The organism is Parendozoicomonas callyspongiae, assembly GCF_023502345.1.
In the GTDB taxonomy this organism is placed as follows: domain Bacteria; phylum Pseudomonadota; class Gammaproteobacteria; order Pseudomonadales; family Endozoicomonadaceae; genus Sansalvadorimonas; species Sansalvadorimonas callyspongiae.
This window is the reverse complement of sequence record NZ_JAMFLX010000031.1, coordinates 1-16,072: the sequence shown is the minus strand read 5'-3', so window position 1 is coordinate 16,072 and position 16,072 is coordinate 1. Positions and strand designations below refer to the sequence as shown.

General features: G+C 46.8%; 13 protein-coding genes. 7 read left to right on the top strand and 6 right to left on the bottom strand.

Translation table 11 applies throughout. The annotated features are described in order from the left end of the window. Positions 1 to 137: 137 nt before the first annotated feature. The 3 genes from M3P05_RS17525 (at position 138) to M3P05_RS17515 (ending at position 5,401) form a co-directional block, all read left to right on the top strand. Positions 138 to 1,829: an L-lactate permease gene (locus M3P05_RS17525; RefSeq protein ID WP_249701364.1), complete on the top strand. Its 1,692-nt coding sequence runs from the start codon at positions 138 to 140 to the stop codon at positions 1,827 to 1,829. A 71-nt stretch (positions 1,830 to 1,900) separates the two neighbouring features. Then, complete coding sequence (locus tag M3P05_RS17520; protein WP_249701362.1) at positions 1,901 to 2,467, top strand: hypothetical protein; 567 nt, start codon at positions 1,901 to 1,903, stop codon at positions 2,465 to 2,467. 90 nt (positions 2,468 to 2,557) lie between these two features. Next, complete coding sequence (locus M3P05_RS17515; RefSeq protein WP_249701360.1) at positions 2,558 to 5,401, top strand: FAD-binding and (Fe-S)-binding domain-containing protein; 2,844 nt, start codon at positions 2,558 to 2,560, stop codon at positions 5,399 to 5,401. A 110-nt stretch (positions 5,402 to 5,511) separates the two neighbouring features. Here M3P05_RS17515 and M3P05_RS17510 read toward each other — a convergent pair whose 3' ends face one another. Together M3P05_RS17510 and M3P05_RS17505 are read right to left on the bottom strand one after the other, a co-directional pair. Then, positions 5,512 to 6,336, bottom strand: a complete 825-nt coding sequence (locus M3P05_RS17510) for a hypothetical protein (RefSeq protein WP_249701359.1) — start codon at positions 6,334 to 6,336, stop codon at positions 5,512 to 5,514. Between the two features lie 131 nt (positions 6,337 to 6,467). Next, positions 6,468 to 7,667 carry a protein kinase domain-containing protein gene (locus M3P05_RS17505; RefSeq protein ID WP_249701358.1) on the bottom strand — a complete coding sequence of 400 codons (1,200 nt, stop codon included), beginning with the start codon at positions 7,665 to 7,667 and terminating at the stop codon, positions 6,468 to 6,470. A gap of 164 nt (positions 7,668 to 7,831) precedes the next feature. Here M3P05_RS17505 and M3P05_RS17500 point away from each other — a divergent pair, with 164 nt between their 5' ends. Beyond that, positions 7,832 to 9,463 carry a hypothetical protein gene (locus tag M3P05_RS17500; RefSeq protein ID WP_249701357.1) on the top strand — a complete coding sequence of 544 codons (1,632 nt, stop codon included), beginning with the start codon at positions 7,832 to 7,834 and terminating at the stop codon, positions 9,461 to 9,463. Between the two features lie 46 nt (positions 9,464 to 9,509). Here the strand turns inward: M3P05_RS17500 and M3P05_RS17495 are convergent, their stop codons facing one another. From M3P05_RS17495 to M3P05_RS17490, 3 genes are all read right to left on the bottom strand, one after another. Further along, positions 9,510 to 11,831 (bottom strand): molybdopterin-dependent oxidoreductase, encoded by a 2,322-nt coding sequence (locus M3P05_RS17495; protein WP_249701356.1) that lies wholly within the window; start codon positions 11,829 to 11,831, stop codon positions 9,510 to 9,512. Positions 11,832 to 11,936: 105 nt separating this feature from the next. Then, the gene (locus M3P05_RS21330) at positions 11,937 to 12,089 is read right to left on the bottom strand and encodes a transposase-like zinc-binding domain-containing protein (RefSeq protein ID WP_456299644.1); all 153 of its coding nucleotides are present in this window, start codon (positions 12,087 to 12,089) and stop codon (positions 11,937 to 11,939) included. Next, complete coding sequence (locus tag M3P05_RS17490) at positions 12,049 to 13,104, bottom strand: LacI family DNA-binding transcriptional regulator (protein WP_249701355.1); 1,056 nt, start codon at positions 13,102 to 13,104, stop codon at positions 12,049 to 12,051. The genes M3P05_RS21330 and M3P05_RS17490 overlap by 41 nt, the downstream gene beginning before the upstream one ends. Positions 13,105 to 13,230: 126 nt before the next feature. On the opposite strand from M3P05_RS17490, the gene M3P05_RS17485 reads away from it, so the two are divergent. Next, positions 13,231 to 14,052, top strand: coding sequence for a pyridoxal phosphatase (locus M3P05_RS17485; RefSeq protein WP_249701354.1), 822 nt, complete (start codon positions 13,231 to 13,233; stop codon positions 14,050 to 14,052). Between the two features lie 24 nt (positions 14,053 to 14,076). After that, positions 14,077 to 14,829: a phosphatase gene (locus M3P05_RS17480; RefSeq protein ID WP_249701353.1), complete on the top strand. Its 753-nt coding sequence runs from the start codon at positions 14,077 to 14,079 to the stop codon at positions 14,827 to 14,829. A gap of 65 nt (positions 14,830 to 14,894) precedes the next feature. Here the strand turns inward: M3P05_RS17480 and M3P05_RS17475 are convergent, their stop codons facing one another. Next, positions 14,895 to 15,260, bottom strand: a complete 366-nt coding sequence (locus M3P05_RS17475; RefSeq protein ID WP_249701352.1) for a DUF4870 domain-containing protein — start codon at positions 15,258 to 15,260, stop codon at positions 14,895 to 14,897. Positions 15,261 to 15,644: 384 nt separating this feature from the next. On the opposite strand from M3P05_RS17475, the gene M3P05_RS17470 reads away from it, so the two are divergent. Continuing rightward, the gene (locus M3P05_RS17470; RefSeq protein ID WP_249701351.1) at positions 15,645 to 15,932 is read left to right on the top strand and encodes a hypothetical protein; all 288 of its coding nucleotides are present in this window, start codon (positions 15,645 to 15,647) and stop codon (positions 15,930 to 15,932) included. Positions 15,933 to 16,072: the final 140 nt, after the last annotated feature.

Genomic DNA, 16,072 nt, shown 5'->3' with positions numbered 1-16,072 from the left:
TTATCTTAAACAATTTCAAACAAATACCCACATTTCCGTATTGACTGTTTTTGCTCAGACTCTGTATGCTCGGCACAAATTGGTCAATTGGTATAACCAATTTGCTATTTTATGTATGAATTTGGGGGAAGAGGTAGATGACTCCGGGCCTACAAGCTTTGTTGGCGTTTGCGCCAATACTCGTGACAGCAATACTGCTGTTGGGTTTTCGACTTCCCGCAAGAACTGCAATGCCTGCCGTTTACGCACTGACTGCTGGCATTGCAATTTTTGCATGGGAAGTGTCTTTTAATCGTGTATTGGCTTCCAGCCTCCAGGGATTGGTTATCACGATTTCCGTACTATGGATTATCTTTGGTGCCATCCTGCTTCTGAATACTCTTAAGCACTCTGGCGCTATCACCAAAATCAAAGCAGGGTTTGTTGGGATCACACCTGACCAGCGCATTCAGGCGATTATTGTTGCCTGGCTGTTTGGTTCTTTTATTGAAGGCGCTTCCGGTTTTGGTACTCCGGCCGCTATTGCCGCCCCGCTGATGGTTGCTATCGGCTTTCCTGCCCTGGCTGCCGTTATGATCGGTATGATGATCCAGAGTACTCCGGTATCTTTCGGTGCTGTTGGTACTCCGATTTTGATTGGTGTAAACAGAGGTCTTGATACTGAAGCTCTGGGTGCGCAGCTGGTAAGTAATGGTTCCAGCTGGGATTCTTTCCTGCAGCTGATTACCAGTGAAGTTGCCATCATTCACGCTGTGGTTGGTACCCTGATACCGTTGTTCATGGTTGTGATGATGACCCGCTTCTTCGGCCGTAACAAATCCTGGTCTGAAGGTCTGCAGGTTGCACCATTTGCCATCTTCGCGGGTCTGGCATTTACAGTTCCTTACGCCTTTACCGGTGTGTTCCTCGGACCGGAATTCCCATCTCTCCTGGGTGGTCTGGTTGGCCTGGCAATTGTGACAACTGCTGCCAAAGCCGGTTTCCTGATGCCCAAGAATACCTGGCAGTTCGCTTCACCAGACAAATGGCCTGTAGAGTGGGCTGGCAAGCTGGAAATCAAGCTGGACAAGGTTGATGCTAAGGATATGTCCCTGGTAAAAGCCTGGGTTCCTTATGTACTGGTTGCGCTCTTGCTGGTTCTCAGCCGAACAAACGACACAATCAAGGCGCTGAGCAAATCCATCTCTCTGGGCTTTAGCAATATTCTGGGTGAAGCGGGCATCGGTGCCAGCATTCAGCCGATGTACTTGCCTGGCGGTATCCTGGTACTGGTTGTTCTGGCGACCATCCTGATCCACCGTGTTTCTCTGAAGAATATGGTAGAAGCCGTTGGTGAGTCATCACGAACTCTGCTGGGTGCGGGCTTTGTACTGATGTTCACCATTCCTATGGTACGGATTCTGATCAACTCCGGTGTAAATGCCGCAGACCTGAGCAGTATGCCGGTAGCCATGGCCCGTTATGTGGCTGATACCTTCGGCGGGATGTACACGGTGTTCGCACCTGCTATCGGTGCGCTTGGAGCGTTCATCGCTGGTTCTAACACCGTCAGTAACATGATGCTGTCCCAGTTCCAGTTCGGTGTGGCAGAAGCTCTCGGCTTCTCTGGAGCACTGATGGTTGCCATGCAGGCAGTCGGAGCTGCAGCAGGTAACATGATTGCTATTCACAACGTGGTAGCAGCATCAGCAACCGTCGGGCTGCTGGGCAGAGAGGGCGCAACACTGCGCATGACCATTATCCCAACGCTCTACTATGTATTGTTCGCTGGTGTGCTGGGTACCATTGCCCTGACTGTGTTTGGAATTACTGATCCTCTGTCTCTGTAAAGGCAGATTAGGAAACCGGCCATCTGATGGCCGGTTTCTGTGCTAACGAGTTGTACTAAGGTATATTGTGTATGTCTTCCAAATCTGATGTATATGTCAATGCCATTGTGGTTTTTGCTGGCAAACAGAGTGAAGACATCTCTCCGGAATATACTTCACAGCACATATCCCCGCGCGTTTATCCCTCTCATCCCAAAAAAGTTTATCTATTCAGTGCCTGTCGTATTGAATCCTTTCAGCCGGAAGCTGGGCTGAGTGCCGTCAAGCAGCTGATGATGGCTGATAAAACGGAAGTCATTAAAACAACAGAAAAAGTATGGCCTGGGCAGCTGCAACAGCTGCCGAAAGACAAGGGAATTGAACAACTGCTGGTATCAGCAGGAAAGGAAACCGGTCAGCGGTTTTCAAAAGTTGAGCCAGATACTGTGATGTGTGATGTATCCGGCTCCCCCGAAAAGATCAAGGATGATCTTTTTTTCGATATTAACGCGGTGACAACCCGTCAGAAAGGCAGCACCATTCACAACACATTATCTGAAGTTATTCATGCAGAAGGTTGGGCAGGGGAACTGCCAGCCAATGCCCTGCTTATCCCCGGTCCGTCAAAAACTGCGGGTATTGCCCGCATTCTTGCTTAAGTGCTTATGGACAATGGGAACTGATTGTACTGCTGTTTGAGGACTCCCCCTAATCACCGGATTGTCCTCAGAGCAGAAGAGAGAAAATTTATGAACAATGCCGTATCTGGATTGCTTGATGCCATCAAGGGATCGATACCTGAAAAAAGACTACTGACTGATGCCTCACGGTTGTTGGCCTTCGGTACGGATGCATCATTTTACCGCCTGATTCCTCAGCTGGTTATTCTTGCTGAAACCGAGCAGGAAATTCAGCTGATCCTGAATGAAGCCAATAGCCGTCAGGTGCCGGTAACATTCCGGGCTGCCGGCACCAGTCTTTCTGGTCAGGCGATTACAGATTCCGTATTGATTGTTGCCAATAAAGGCTGGACCGGACATGAGCTGATTAATGGCGGAGAGAAAATCTGCCTGCAAACAGGTGTAATCGGCTCTGAAGCCAATGCCATTCTTGCCCCTTTGGGCAGAAAGATCGGTCCTGACCCTGCATCAATTAACACCTGTCGTATTGGTGGTATCACTGCCAACAACGCCAGTGGTATGTGCTGTGGTGTGGCCCAGAATACTTATCATACGCTAGACAGTATTCGTCTGATTCTGGCGGATGGCACTCTGCTGGATACCGGCGATGTTGACAGTGTGGCCGCGTTCCGTAAAAGCCATGGGAAGCTGTTGAGCAAAGTGGCGGGACTGGCAAAACAGGTTCAGGGTAATGAAGAGCTGGCTCATAAGATTCGTCATAAATATCGCCTCAAGAATACCACTGGCCTGAGTATTAACGCGCTGGTTGACTTTACTGATCCGGTTGATGTTCTGGCTCACCTGATGGTTGGCTCGGAAGGTACCCTTGGTTTTATCTCCTCCGTAACTTACAACACTGTTCCGGACCATGCCCACAAAGCATCTTCCCTGGTGGTGTTCCCTGATGTGGCAACCTGCTGCCGTGCTGTAACAGCCCTTAAGCCAGCCCCGGTTTCCTCCGTTGAGTTGATGGATCGCCGGGCTATGGCATCGGTCGTCGGTAAGCCTGGTCTGCCTGCATTTATTAATGAAAACCTGGATAAGAATGCCTGTGCGCTTCTTATTGAGACCCGTGCGGAAGACTCAGAAACCCTGCACAGTCAGATTGGTGAAATCAACAAGGTTGTGGGCGAATTCATCGTTCTGGAAGTTGTTGAGTTCACTGAGGTGGAATCCGAATACGCCAAGCTCTGGGCTATTCGTAAAGGGTTGTTCCCGGCGGTTGGTGCTGTGCGCGAAACGGGCACTACGGTTATCATTGAAGACGTTGCCTTTCCGATTGAACAGTTGACTGAAGGTGTTCTGCGCCTGCAGGAACTGTTTGATAAATACAAGTACAGCGAAGCGTTGATCTTTGGTCATGCCCTGGAAGGCAACCTGCACTTTGTATTTACCCAGGCCTTTGATACTGATGAAGAGATCGAACGCTACCGTCTGTTTATGGACGATGTATCCAAGCTGGTTGCGGTTGAGTTCGGCGGCTCACTGAAAGCAGAACACGGTACTGGCCGCAATATGGCACCGTATGTTGAGCTGGAGTGGGGCAGCGATGCCTACCAGCTGATGTGCCAGATCAAGGACCTGTTTGATCCGGAGAATCTGCTGAACCCTGGCGTCATTATCAATGATGACGAAAACTCCCATATCACCAACCTTAAGCCCATGCCTGCGGCTGATGAGCTGGTGGATAAGTGTATTGAGTGCGGATTCTGCGAGCCGGCTTGTCCATCCCGTAATATCACTCTGACACCCAGAAAGCGTATTGTATTGTGGCGGGAGATCAGCCGTCTCAAGCGTGAGGCTTCAACGTCAGAAGACAAGGCCCGCCTGAAAGAACTGGAAGGCGATTACGCTTATCTGGGTCTGGATACCTGTGCAGCCTGCGGGCTCTGTTCCATGCGCTGCCCCGTCAGCATTAATACCGGCAGCCTGACCAAGAAACTGCGTCAGGAAAATGGCAAGGGTCATACCGGCAAGGCCAAGTGGGTGGGTGATCACTTTGATGGGGTAACCAGCACAGTACGTACAACCCTGAAGGTGGCGGATGCCATTCACGGTCTGATTGGCACCAAGGCCATGACGGCGGTTACCAAAGCAACGCATAACCTTTCCGGTAAGCGTATTCCCCTGTGGAATGATGCTATGCCCGACGCCGTTGACCAGAAAGCCTTTGATGTGATTTTGAACACCTCAGCTCCAGAGAGAGAAAAGCAGGACACCATTGTTTATTTTCCAAGCTGCGCCAGTCGGAATATGGGAGCCTCCCGCAGTGACTTTGAAAAGGAGCCTCTGGTTACGGTAATGACCCGTCTGCTGGAAAAAGCCGGTTATAATGTTGTTCTGCCAGAGAACCTGCCATCACTCTGCTGTGGTCAGCCTTTCTCCTCCAAAGGACAGCCGGAAGCCGCAAAGCAAAAAGCAGAAGAGCTGCATAACGCTCTGCTGAAGGCCAGCAATAACGGTGAACATCCTATTCTGTCTGATACCAACAGTTGCAGTTGGCAGCAGAAAGAAAAGGGAACCAAAGGTCTGACAGTGCTGGATGTGGTGGAGTTTATCCATGACCATTTGCTTGAGAAACTGGAGTTTTCCCCCATTGACGAACCGGTGATGGTGCATATCCCCTGTAGCCTGCAGAAGCTGGGTGGTGGCGATAAGATGAAAGCAATTGTCAGTCGCTGCACTTCTCAAATGGTTATCCCTAAAAGCATCACCTGTTGTGGATTTGCCGGTGACCGGGGCTTCTCCCATCCTGAGCTGAATGCCAGTGCCCTTGAGCCTCTGAAGGAGCAGGTGCCTGAAGGCTGCAATGAAGGTGTTTCAGCCAATAAGACCTGTGAAATTGGTTTGACCCACCATAGCGGTGTGCCTTATCACTCTGTGGCTTATCTGGTCGATCGCTGTACCAGGTAAAGCCGTAATCAAGGACGTGTTGCCGCAGCCTTCGGGCTGCGGCTTGATTTTTGCGTGTTCATTTGAGAATCTCAGCCGTTAACGGTTGATTTCAGGAAAGCTGTAAAGCTTTAAAATTCGGTGTGTTCTTTGATTCTGGTGGTTTCCTTAATCTCTGCCAAAGTTTGTCGTAAGCCATTTTGGATCTTCTCAAAGATATTTCTCCCTTTGGCAGCTTCCATTTTTTCGTTAAACAAGGCACTGGGCGTACGGTACTTCGTTCCAGAAACACTTGAGTTGCAGCCGTTACCGTTATTGCACTGGTAAAAGGCGACGACAACTTTAACAGCCAGCTCCTCTGTCTTATAAAGCGAATCAAAATTCGCGTTTTTGCGCGCTACTGTTACCCCGGTTACAGAGGTATTTGATTGACTCAGTGAGAACTGGTTCAATACTCGCCTGCTCAGGCCTGTGTGTTTTTTGGAAAAAGATCTTCCAAAGTAATGAGAGAAACTTTTATCAAGTAACCAGCTCAAACTTTTACCGTTGGTCATTGATATAAGTTGTTTACTGTAGGGGTAACGGAATTTTCCTGCAGTTTGATACTCCTTATAGAGTTCATTCATGGCATTTGAGATTTTTTGTTGCAGCGTTTTTTTTGCGTATTCTAGTTGGTCATCCAAGTAGTGTTCATATGCCTCAAAATAATAGTCGGTCAAATGAAAAAACTTTATTTTCATGAAACTGCGGCAGAAAGAGTTTAATTGGTTGTTAACGATAATTCCCCTGACTTTATCGTTGAGCTCTTTCTGGTTTTTAGGTTCGTGATCTACTGCAGGGGGGGGGCCGGAGGCAGTGAGATATGGTCGGCAGGATAATGGTTCCGCATCACCTGCGAGGCTGATTGAAGCAGCCAACATTGCATAAAAAACAGTGATAATTGCTATTTTCTTCATAAGAAATTCCCTTCTTTCTATGTTGAGTTACCTTTAACATTTACCTTAAAAAGCTCCATTCAACTGGAATCGCTTTTATATAGTGACCTCAGGTGGGTTAAAAAGTTTCCCATAGTCAGATAGTTATTGTATTAATTCATTTTTCCTGGTGGGACAGGGAGCCTGACACTGATCTCTTCCAATTGTTTGACTACCTGATCAATGGAATATCTTTGCTCGGGTTTTTCAGATAAAAGATTAACGGTAAGATCTAGAATGTCTTTAATTTTAAGTATTTTTTCATTGTAAATTTTACTTTTAATGAGTAATTTTTTTAAATTTGGTCGAGTTTTGGCAAAATTAAGTATTCGCTGTTCGATTATTATTCGATCAGTTTTGGAAGGGACAAAGTTAGGGAAAAAGCTAGTCCCGGCCTTGTTAAATTGAGCTGGGGAATGAGAAGATGTTAATAATGACATTAACAAAGATCCTACCGCCCATATATCAACACTTGGATCATTGACCATTCTTTTGCCATCTCTGATGGTTTGAATCAACTCAGGGGACAAAGCTTTATAGGTTCCAATGACACCAGCAGTAAAAGATTCATCAGATGATGACCTTAAAAAACTCAAATCGATCAGCTTTGCTGCCCCTGTCTCTTTGTCATACATTATATTTTCTTCCTTCACATCAAAATGTACGAGTTGACATTCTTGATGAAGGTAGGTTAATGCTTTACAGGTCTGGATCACTATGGAGAGGTATGTTTCTAAATTATCTGGTAATTCATCTCTTATTCTTAATTCCATTACATCCTTACCTGGAACCAGCTCTGTGACAATGGCAGCAATACCAACTTCATCTGCTTTTGTCGCACCAAGCGTATCTTCAGTGACTACATGAAATTGTTTGTCAGCCTGACAAACAACCCCATAAGTTCTAACAATATTGGGATGTCTTAAAGGCAGAGCCTTAAGCTCACCTTTCATGCTTGTTTTTTCTCGATGTTTAGAATCGATGATTTTCACCGCATAAATGTGGCCATCTGGCCCCTGCCACGCAGAAATCTTTGAAAAACCACCCTCATCAATTCTATTAACGTATGTCATTGTTAGCGTGTCATTCAGGTAGTTTTCAACACATCGAGCAGATAGAGGACTTGAATACCCCTTGATCCAGACCGGTGTTTCAACAGGCACATAAACCATTGGCACAACGGCTGTTTTGGCTGAACACATTGAAGGATTAACTTGCGGGAGCGTCTCATCAGACCTCGACTCCATTGATGGAGGGATGGCTGGTAGAGGAGCTGGCAGCACTGCCGGTGTTAAAGGGGGTGAAATATCCATTGGTCAATACACGCTAAATTCTCTTTGGGTTCGTACTCTATTGAGACAATTCACGTTGAGGGGAGTTCTATCAAGGCTGTCAGAGTGACTGACATTTCCGGGTTTCCTGCCTGAAGCCATTTCTCTACCTATACTGCATGCCCAAGATTCCAGAAGGTGTGTTTATGTTTCCCTTTATGCGAATTATGAAGAAAAAGAATGAGGGTTTATTTTGTTCTTGTTTTCTCGCGGTTTTGGTTCTCTGTCCTTCTGCCAGCCTTGCAAATTATGAAAAATTATACAGTCAGGTTGTTAATCAACAAGTGCGTCAACTTCTTGTGATGGAAGGGCATCACTCCTGGATTATATGGAATGAAATAAGAAAAGTGAGAGAGAATAATGCACAGGCAGGGGCAGCCGACGGCCAGCAACAAAATCTTTTAGCAGCTCTCGAAATTGAAGAGTGTGCTGGGGATTCTATGAATGCCCCAGGCTTTTTGGTGTGCACAGAGATTCTTGATAAGCAAAATAAGGATGAGGAATCCTATCCCTATCTTCGTTTATATAATGGCATTTTAGAAACTATTGCAAAGCCAGGACGTCGAAAACAAGGAGAGCATCCTGGTCACCGTTATTTCGTGTATCTGGTTCAAAAGCATCTAAAACATCACCATGTGGAAATGGTGGAAGGGTTGACTAAGCGAGGGTGGGGTACACAATACTTCCAGCAAGAGCCATTTGCCGATAGCCAGCTCGCCAATGCCAATCAAACTTTTGGGTGGAGCCTGGAAAAGGATCTTATGCTTCTTGAGAGTATTAAAACTGCCTTTGAAAAGTTTGGATTTTGGGATTTACCTGTATATAGAAGAATAACCCCTACGCTTAGCGCGAAGAATATGTTAAATCATCAATTCAGGGGTAGCATAAATGAAAAAGTAACATTTAGGGATGAAAATACAGAAATGCTGGCATTGCTTAGAAACGATGGATGTGGAGGCTACCTTGCAGTTTTTATTGGTATAAAAAGAGTCATACCCTGGAAACACATAGCAATAGGAATCCTGCAGCAATTTCCTGATAATGAGCAGGCCATCAAACTTGGAGAATTTGTTGGACTGACTAGTGACGAAATTATTTCCACTGATTTATCTGTATGTATTGCAAAAGAAAAAGGTTTGCATCCATACCTCAGGAATCTTTGCGAAAAAGCTGAAGTCAGCTTTGAGCATAGAGATAGTTTGAAGATAGCTGTTGAGAGAGGCCTCAGTGATTTTTCAGATAAATCTGATATTGGGACTGTAATGGTTGCATTAAAGATCTGGAGGGTTTTGAGCCAGTACGAGTCTCAGACAATTGGAGGCAAATCAACTTCTGTCGATAAAAAGCAGGCACTGCTTGCCACCCTCGCTAATAAAGACGTTGGAGGCTATCTGGGGCTGCTGGATAAAATGGTAAGGCTGAAACGCTATACTGAGGTTGGAAAGGTTCTTGCCGCTCTGCCCGATCCAGATATGTCTGATCGTATTGCTACCGCAGTTAACTTGCCAGGCCCTTATCATTTGTGGAATAAAGATAAACAGCCTCGCTCTACAGATGCTGCATCGCTGGCCCAACAGCTCAGCAGTATGTCTGTCAGTTCTTCTGTAAGTTCAACATCTACAGCATCAACAGGGGCGGCTGGCGGTGACGTTAGTACCGAAGAGTATATAAACGTGCAAACTGGAAAAAGTGATACCATTAGCCTTGGCTTCATCAAAAAAAATCCAGATGGTTCACCTATGTTGCTTCAAAGCCCTAGCGCCAAATCACGCAAATAGTGGTGTTGTAAGCCTGTAGAACTACAGGCTTCACCGGGCCATGGTTTTAATTTGGAATCAGCTTTACTGGTACGGTCTTATGAAAAGGTGTTTTGGCAATTTCATCAGCATGCAGGGAGTCTGTTAGCATGTTGATTGCAGGGCCGTTCTGCTTCCAGTCACCACTTTTATTCTGGTACTTCATACCATAACCATGGGGAAGGGTAACCATCCCTGGCTGTACGGTATCATCTACCTGTACGGTAACCTGAATGCGGGCTCTTCTTGATTGGCAAAACAGCAGGCTGCCATCCTGAACCTGCAGCTGTTCTGCATCTTGGGGGTGGATGCGCATCGTGCCCTCTTTATCTTTCTTGCGCCAGTCAGGGTTACGGTAAATCTGGTTGGCATTCCAGGAACGACGCTCTCCGGCCATCAGGGTAAAGGGATATTCATTATCCTGTTCCTGGTTAAGTTCGTCAGGAAGAGCCAGCAGCTGTTGAATCAACTCAGGAATAGCCAGATGAACCTTCCTGTCTTTGTGGCGAAGCAGCTTCCAGGTATCTGAATCGTGGGAGAAGGAGGCAATGGGAGCCGCTGATGGTGATTCAATAAACCGTTTAAAGAGCCTGTAGCCCAGCTCCAGCCCACTGCCTTTCAGGCCTGTTGCCCGTACTTGCGAGGGCCAGCGCTGCACAAAGAACTGACTGATGGCCCATACAATCGCGGCAGTCTCCATTCCTTTCGGCAGAGCCTTTCCCAGAGTGCTGTAAAGAATGGCGGAGGCATATGGAATCATTTTTGGTGAAGTTTTGAAGTAAGCTGCAATAGCCAGGGGGAAAACACGTGTTGCAGGATATTGTAAATAGAGCCGGGCGAGCTTCTCCAGCAGAGGGAAACGCTCGGGAACAGCGCCAAGGGCAACGCACATACGGCGATAGATTTCCGGCTCTGGCAGGGTATTTCCTTTTGCTTCAGTTACCGGCTTACGCAAATGGAAGAATGTTGTGGGTTTTCCCCTGAAATCATGGCTAAAGGTAAAGAAAGAGGCTTCAGCTTTTTCAAACTGGGATGGAGCTGGCAATACATAATCAGCCAGTTCTGCTGTCTCGGTGAAGGCCACATCAACAACCACCAGCAGATCCAATTTTTCAAAAGCTTCCCTGTAGGCATGGGTGTCGGCACCGGTCAGGGCCGGGTTGCCGCTGTCCACCCAGACTGCTCGGATTCTATCTGAATGATTATTGTTGATTTCAAGGGGGAGAACATTGGGAGGGAATATCTTTGAAATTGCCCGCGCTCCTGTCACCCTTGTAGTTAAACCACCCTCTTCCGGGTCGGGCGAATGTGCAATCAATGGTGCGAAAAGAGGAGCGAGAAAGTTACTCCCCTTCCGGTTGAAATTGCCGGTCAACAGATAGAGCAGTTTTTCAAGGTATGAATTCAGTGTGCTGTGCAGGCTTTGCTGAATGCCAAGGTCGGCACGAACCGTGGCTTTCTCTGCTTTGGCAAAACCATGGGCAACCTGTTCTGCCTGCTCAATATGAATACCGGCATGCTGGCAGTAGGCGTCAATATCTATCTTTTCAAAAACTTTTTTGACCTGCTGGTAGCCGGTAGTATGAAGCTGCAGAAACGCCTGGTCAGTCAGTCCGTCACGAATAATAATGGCGATAATAGCTGAAAGAAGAAATGCGTCCCGCCCCGGTTTTACCTGAAGATGAATGTCTGCCATTCCGGCGGTTTCAGAAACTCTGGGGTCCACCACAACCAGAGTTCGGTTGCTGTTTTTACGAATCTCATGTAGTACGGTACGGGTTTGGGGAAGACCATGGGCAATCCAGGGGTTGGCACCCAGCACAATAATATAATCAGCGTCGTCCATTCCTTCGGATACAAAACAGCTCTGGCGGCCAAACAGTTTGCCGTTTACCCAAAAGTCTCCGGTTTTTTCCTGAGCCAGGGCAGTATAAACATATTCAATATCCAGAGCTTCACGGAAAGCCGAGCTGTAAGCTCCTCCCAAATGGTTTCCCTGCCCGCCGCCTCCGTAATAAGCGATGGCTTGTCCGCCATGTTTCTTGTGAATACTTTTAAATTTCCCTGCAATTTCACTGATGGCCTGTTCCCAGCTGATTTTATCAAAGCTGCCATCGGGCTGTTTTTTGAGGGGGTGAGTCAGTCGGCCTTTGTGGTTCTGGTAATGATTCAGCTGCCCCGCTTTCTGGCAAAGATATCCCTGAGATGAACCATGGGCTTTATCACCACGGATTTTAAGAAACTGGCCATCTTTCTCCAAAACCTGAATGCCGCAGTTAACCGAGCAGAGCATGCAGGCTGAAGGTTTCCAGTTTTCTTTAGGGCAGGGCACTGTTATTTCTTTTGTCATTATCAGACTCCCTTGAAGCTGAAGGGGCATTTTAAATGAAATCGGGGCGTTTTGAGAGGAATTTCATAATGATAAATATTATGGGTAGTGGGTCAAATGTGTGTTTCATGCGTAAATATCCCTGCCGAATTTGATCTTGTTAATCAGCATTCCGATGACGATATTTTTGCAGGAGTAACGTTGTTCTCCACTCCGGCGGAGGCCTGATTTTTTGATGTTAGAGCTGGTGCAGCTTGTCCAGAAGTGGTTCTGTAACAATTTCTCTGCGGCAATTTCTGATAATCAACTGAGGTGGAATAACATGACGAACCGGCGTCTTCTGTGTACCGTTCAACATGGCTTCCAGACAATGAAAAGCCTTATCGGCCAGAGTATGGGCATCCTGACGAATGGAGATAACCGGGTTGACCAGAACTTCCAGCAGAGTGTGATCATCGAAGGTGCCGATTTTTAAACCCGCTGGAATTACACCCAACTTATCTTTCAAACACTGAAGTGTTCCTTCCAAAACCGGAATGGAATCAGTGACCAGTGTCTGATAGGTCAGGGTTGTACTCTGTATCAGTTTTGCCATCAGCTCATAGCTGTCTTCCCGCCAGCCTTTTTGAGCCCAGAGAATCTGATTTTCAGGCAAGGTAATGCCACTTTCCTGCAAGCCATCTTTAAAACCGGCAAGACGATCCTGAATAGTCGGCAGGTTCGCGTTACCACCCAGGAAGAAAATATTGGACGACAGGGTGGTTGAAGCCAGCGCCTGCCCCAGCAGACGACCGCCATGATAGTTATCTGTCATAACCAGTGGAATATTCTCCACCCGAAAATCACGGTCAATAAACAAAGTAGGGCAGCGACGTTTACTGGTGGCCAGCTTGTGCTGCTGTTCTTTGGAGACCGATGTCACCAGTAGGGCATCAACCCCCCGGGCCAGCAGGTTGTCGGTGACTTCCTGTTCGACCTGCTCATCATCATTTGAACAGACGGTAATTAACTGGAACTTATGTTCACGACACAGGCGCTCCAGTTCCTGCGCCAGGGTGGAGAAGAAGGGGTTGGTCAGCCGGGGAACCAGCAGGCCAATAGTATGGGTTTTCTGAAGCTTGAGACTGCGGGCTGTCTGGTTGATATAGTAGCCATGCTTATCAATAATGGCCTGAACCTTCAGCCGGGTTTTTTCACCAATACGGTACTTCTTATGCTGGCCGTTAATCACCAGCCTGACAGTGGTGACAGATACACCGGCAAGCTGTGCTATATCATGGATCGATTTAGCCATTCATCACCATACTGGGCTGGATATTAAACAATATGTGAATACAGCAGGTATTTTATTTCTGGGCGAGTGACCGCTCAATAGCGGGCAACAGGAAGAAATTTCCGCAAAAATGTAAAGCAGGAAACAATGAAACAACAAAGCTACCGTCTTCTGGCTCTGGATATGGATGGTACCCTCCTTAACAGCCAGCACCTGATCCTTGAAAGTTCTCTCAAAGCTCTGCAGAAAGCAAAAGAGAATGGCATCAAAATTGTGCTTGCGACCGGACGTCATCATCTCGCGGCACGGCCTTACCATGTTCAGCTCCAGTTGGATACGCCAATGATCTGCTGCAATGGCACATATTCCTTCGATATGGCTGAGCAGAAAGTGTTTAACGCCAACCCTCTCAGCCTTGAACAGGCCACGGCTATGCTGGATATTGGCGATGAACTGGGCATCAGTATGGCTCTCTATGTGCCAGATGCCATGACCATGGGTGAAATGATTCCTTACATTGGCAAAATGAAATCCTGGGCTGACTCTTTGCCTGAACATCTGCGGCCCGTTGTTCGTATCAATAATCTGCGTGAAGAGGCTGAAAACGCCAATCAAATCTTCAAAATTATTTACACGCATTCCGATCCGGATACTCTGCGTGAAGGTGTTCGTCGTGTGAACGATGTTGTTGCTGTCAGCAGTGAGTACTCATGGATCGACCGGGTGGATATCTGCAACAGTGGCAATACCAAGGGTAATTCGCTGCAGAAGATTGCAGATCTGTGTGGCATCGATATGAGCGAAGTCGTGGCTGTCGGTGATAACGAAAATGATATCAGTATGCTCAGGGCTGCTGGCCTTGGAGTGGCGATGAAAGGCCTGAGCTATGTTGAAAGTGAAGCTGATCTGGTGATCGGCACCAATGATGAGAACAGTATTGAACGGATTGTGGAAGAGTTCCTTCTGTAGTCTGCCAATACAAGCTGAGTGATAATGCAACTACTAGTCGATACACATAACCATACTACTGCCAGCGGACATGCCTACAGCACTGTCTGGGAAATTGCCAAAGTCGCAGCCCAGCGTGGCCTGAAAATGTTTGCCATGACGGACCACGCCCCGGCCATGCCGGGTTCTCCCCACGAGTGGTTCTTCGTCAATATGAAAGTGATCCCACGCTTTATTGAAGGGGTTGCTGTTCTGCGTGGAGCTGAAGCCAATATTCTGAATGAAGCTGGTGACATTGATCTGAACGATATGCACCTGCGGTCAATGGAGTGGGTGATTGGTAGTTTTCATGAACCTGTGTTTCCCCCTACCAGTAAAGACAGTCATACACGGGCACTGATGAATGCGATCAAGAATGGCAAGATCGATGCTATCGGCCACCCTGGTAACCCGAACTTTGACTTTGATTTTGAAGAAGTTATCAAAGCAGCCGCAGCCCATAATGTACTGATTGAGTTGAACGCATCATCGTTCAAACAGTCCCGTGTCGGCAGTGCTTCCCGATGTGAAGCTATTGCCGAGTGCGCCCGTGACTATGGTGCCTATATAACGACCGGCAGTGATTCCCATATCGCGTTTGATGTTGGTGCTCTGGAACCATGTTCCGATGTACTTGATAGGGTTGGTTTCCCGCAGGAGCGAGTAGTGACTTCTCACCCACAGCTGTTTATGGATTTTCTGAAGCAAAGAGGCAGAAAACCTCTTTTTGATAAAGAGCTGAAGCAACTTTTTAGTTGAGGTGCTGGATTGAGCTAATTGTGTTATGGCTGACCTGAAAAAATTCTGGCCAGCCATAGAATGACTTACTTCAGCAAACGCAGGGTAAAGGGAACCCTGAAAGGCTGGCCTTTGGACACTGCAACAGCACCCATAATACAGAACACCAGATTCAGTATTCCGATAACCGGGAACAGCAGGGCTCCAATAACAATAAAGGTGAGAATAAAAGCTGCTACCGTCGCAAGAAGAACTGTAATTGACCAGTTAAGAGCTTCTTTTGCCTGATCTGTAACGTACCCATCATCTTTTTTTAACAGGTACAGAATTAACCCTGGAATAAATCCGAAGAAGATTGTCCCGACCCAGCTTAACAGCGCCAGATTTTTGGAATCCTGGGGAATCTCTGCAGGAGGATTGGCAACATCCTGCTCAGCAATATTATTGTTCATTGTTTGACCGCTTTGTTCTTATTTTGTAAATCAAGCTGATCAATTTTACGCCTGAAAAGCTGCTCAGGTCAAAGAGCGAATTTTTACAGACTAATGGTGGGAACTGTCTTCCATTTCCCTGGCTTTAGATAATGCAGATGCGACCTGCCTTAGTATCAGTGTCTTCAATAATGGACTTGATGTTCATTTTGAGTTTATCTGTGAATGTGGATCTACCTGATCCCTCAGGGAGGTGAAAAATTAAGAGATAATTATATTTCAGGTGTGACATTCCTTATTTGAGATAGAGCATTTTCCAGAAAGTAAATCTCTGGGGTATCTCTTTGGCACAAAGGCCTGAGTCAGTTCTATATTTCATGCTTTCCTATGGTGTGGAATATACAAATGCCTCATTTTCAGCACTTTGACCAAGATACCGCTATTGCTCTGGCTTGCAGTGGTTCAGCCGTAGAGCATGATCGTTATGAGCTGCTGGCAGAACATATACGTGAAGCCCTTCCTGATTATCCGGTAAAAATATCCATCAATTCACGGGCTGTAATCAGAACTATGGCTGAAAAGGGTTCGGTGCAACTGAACCTTCCCCAGACCCTGGCAAACCTGGATATGGCCAGTTATCGTCGTGTCGTTGTGGTGTCCTGTTTTCTTTATCCAATTATGAGTACAGAGTAGCTCTCTATTAAGAGGAGTTATTAATAACTGTCGTTAAGAGTCTTCATTAATTCTGCAAATCCGGGCACTATCCTCACCAGGCTTTCAGGCCCGGATTGTCTTCTTCCATTGAAATCGAAATTTTGGTTTCGATTTATCAG

What these genes read in the sequence shown, in the direction of transcription:
- M3P05_RS17470 (WP_249701351.1), top strand. Translation starts at nt 15,645, where the DNA reads ATGCCTCATTTTCAGCACTTTGACCAAGATACCGCTATTGCTCTGGCT.
- M3P05_RS17510 (WP_249701359.1), bottom strand. Translation starts at nt 6,336, where the DNA reads ATGAAGAAAATAGCAATTATCACTGTTTTTTATGCAATGTTGGCTGCT.
- M3P05_RS17525 (WP_249701364.1), top strand. Translation starts at nt 138, where the DNA reads ATGACTCCGGGCCTACAAGCTTTGTTGGCGTTTGCGCCAATACTCGTG.
- M3P05_RS17500 (WP_249701357.1), top strand. Translation starts at nt 7,832, where the DNA reads ATGTTTCCCTTTATGCGAATTATGAAGAAAAAGAATGAGGGTTTATTT.
- M3P05_RS17485 (WP_249701354.1), top strand. Translation starts at nt 13,231, where the DNA reads ATGAAACAACAAAGCTACCGTCTTCTGGCTCTGGATATGGATGGTACC.
- M3P05_RS17490 (WP_249701355.1), bottom strand. Translation starts at nt 13,104, where the DNA reads ATGGCTAAATCGATCCATGATATAGCACAGCTTGCCGGTGTATCTGTC.
- M3P05_RS17520 (WP_249701362.1), top strand. Translation starts at nt 1,901, where the DNA reads ATGTCTTCCAAATCTGATGTATATGTCAATGCCATTGTGGTTTTTGCT.
- M3P05_RS17505 (WP_249701358.1), bottom strand. Translation starts at nt 7,667, where the DNA reads ATGGATATTTCACCCCCTTTAACACCGGCAGTGCTGCCAGCTCCTCTA.
- M3P05_RS17515 (WP_249701360.1), top strand. Translation starts at nt 2,558, where the DNA reads ATGAACAATGCCGTATCTGGATTGCTTGATGCCATCAAGGGATCGATA.
- M3P05_RS17495 (WP_249701356.1), bottom strand. Translation starts at nt 11,831, where the DNA reads ATGACAAAAGAAATAACAGTGCCCTGCCCTAAAGAAAACTGGAAACCT.
- M3P05_RS17480 (WP_249701353.1), top strand. Translation starts at nt 14,077, where the DNA reads ATGCAACTACTAGTCGATACACATAACCATACTACTGCCAGCGGACAT.
- M3P05_RS17475 (WP_249701352.1), bottom strand. Translation starts at nt 15,260, where the DNA reads ATGAACAATAATATTGCTGAGCAGGATGTTGCCAATCCTCCTGCAGAG.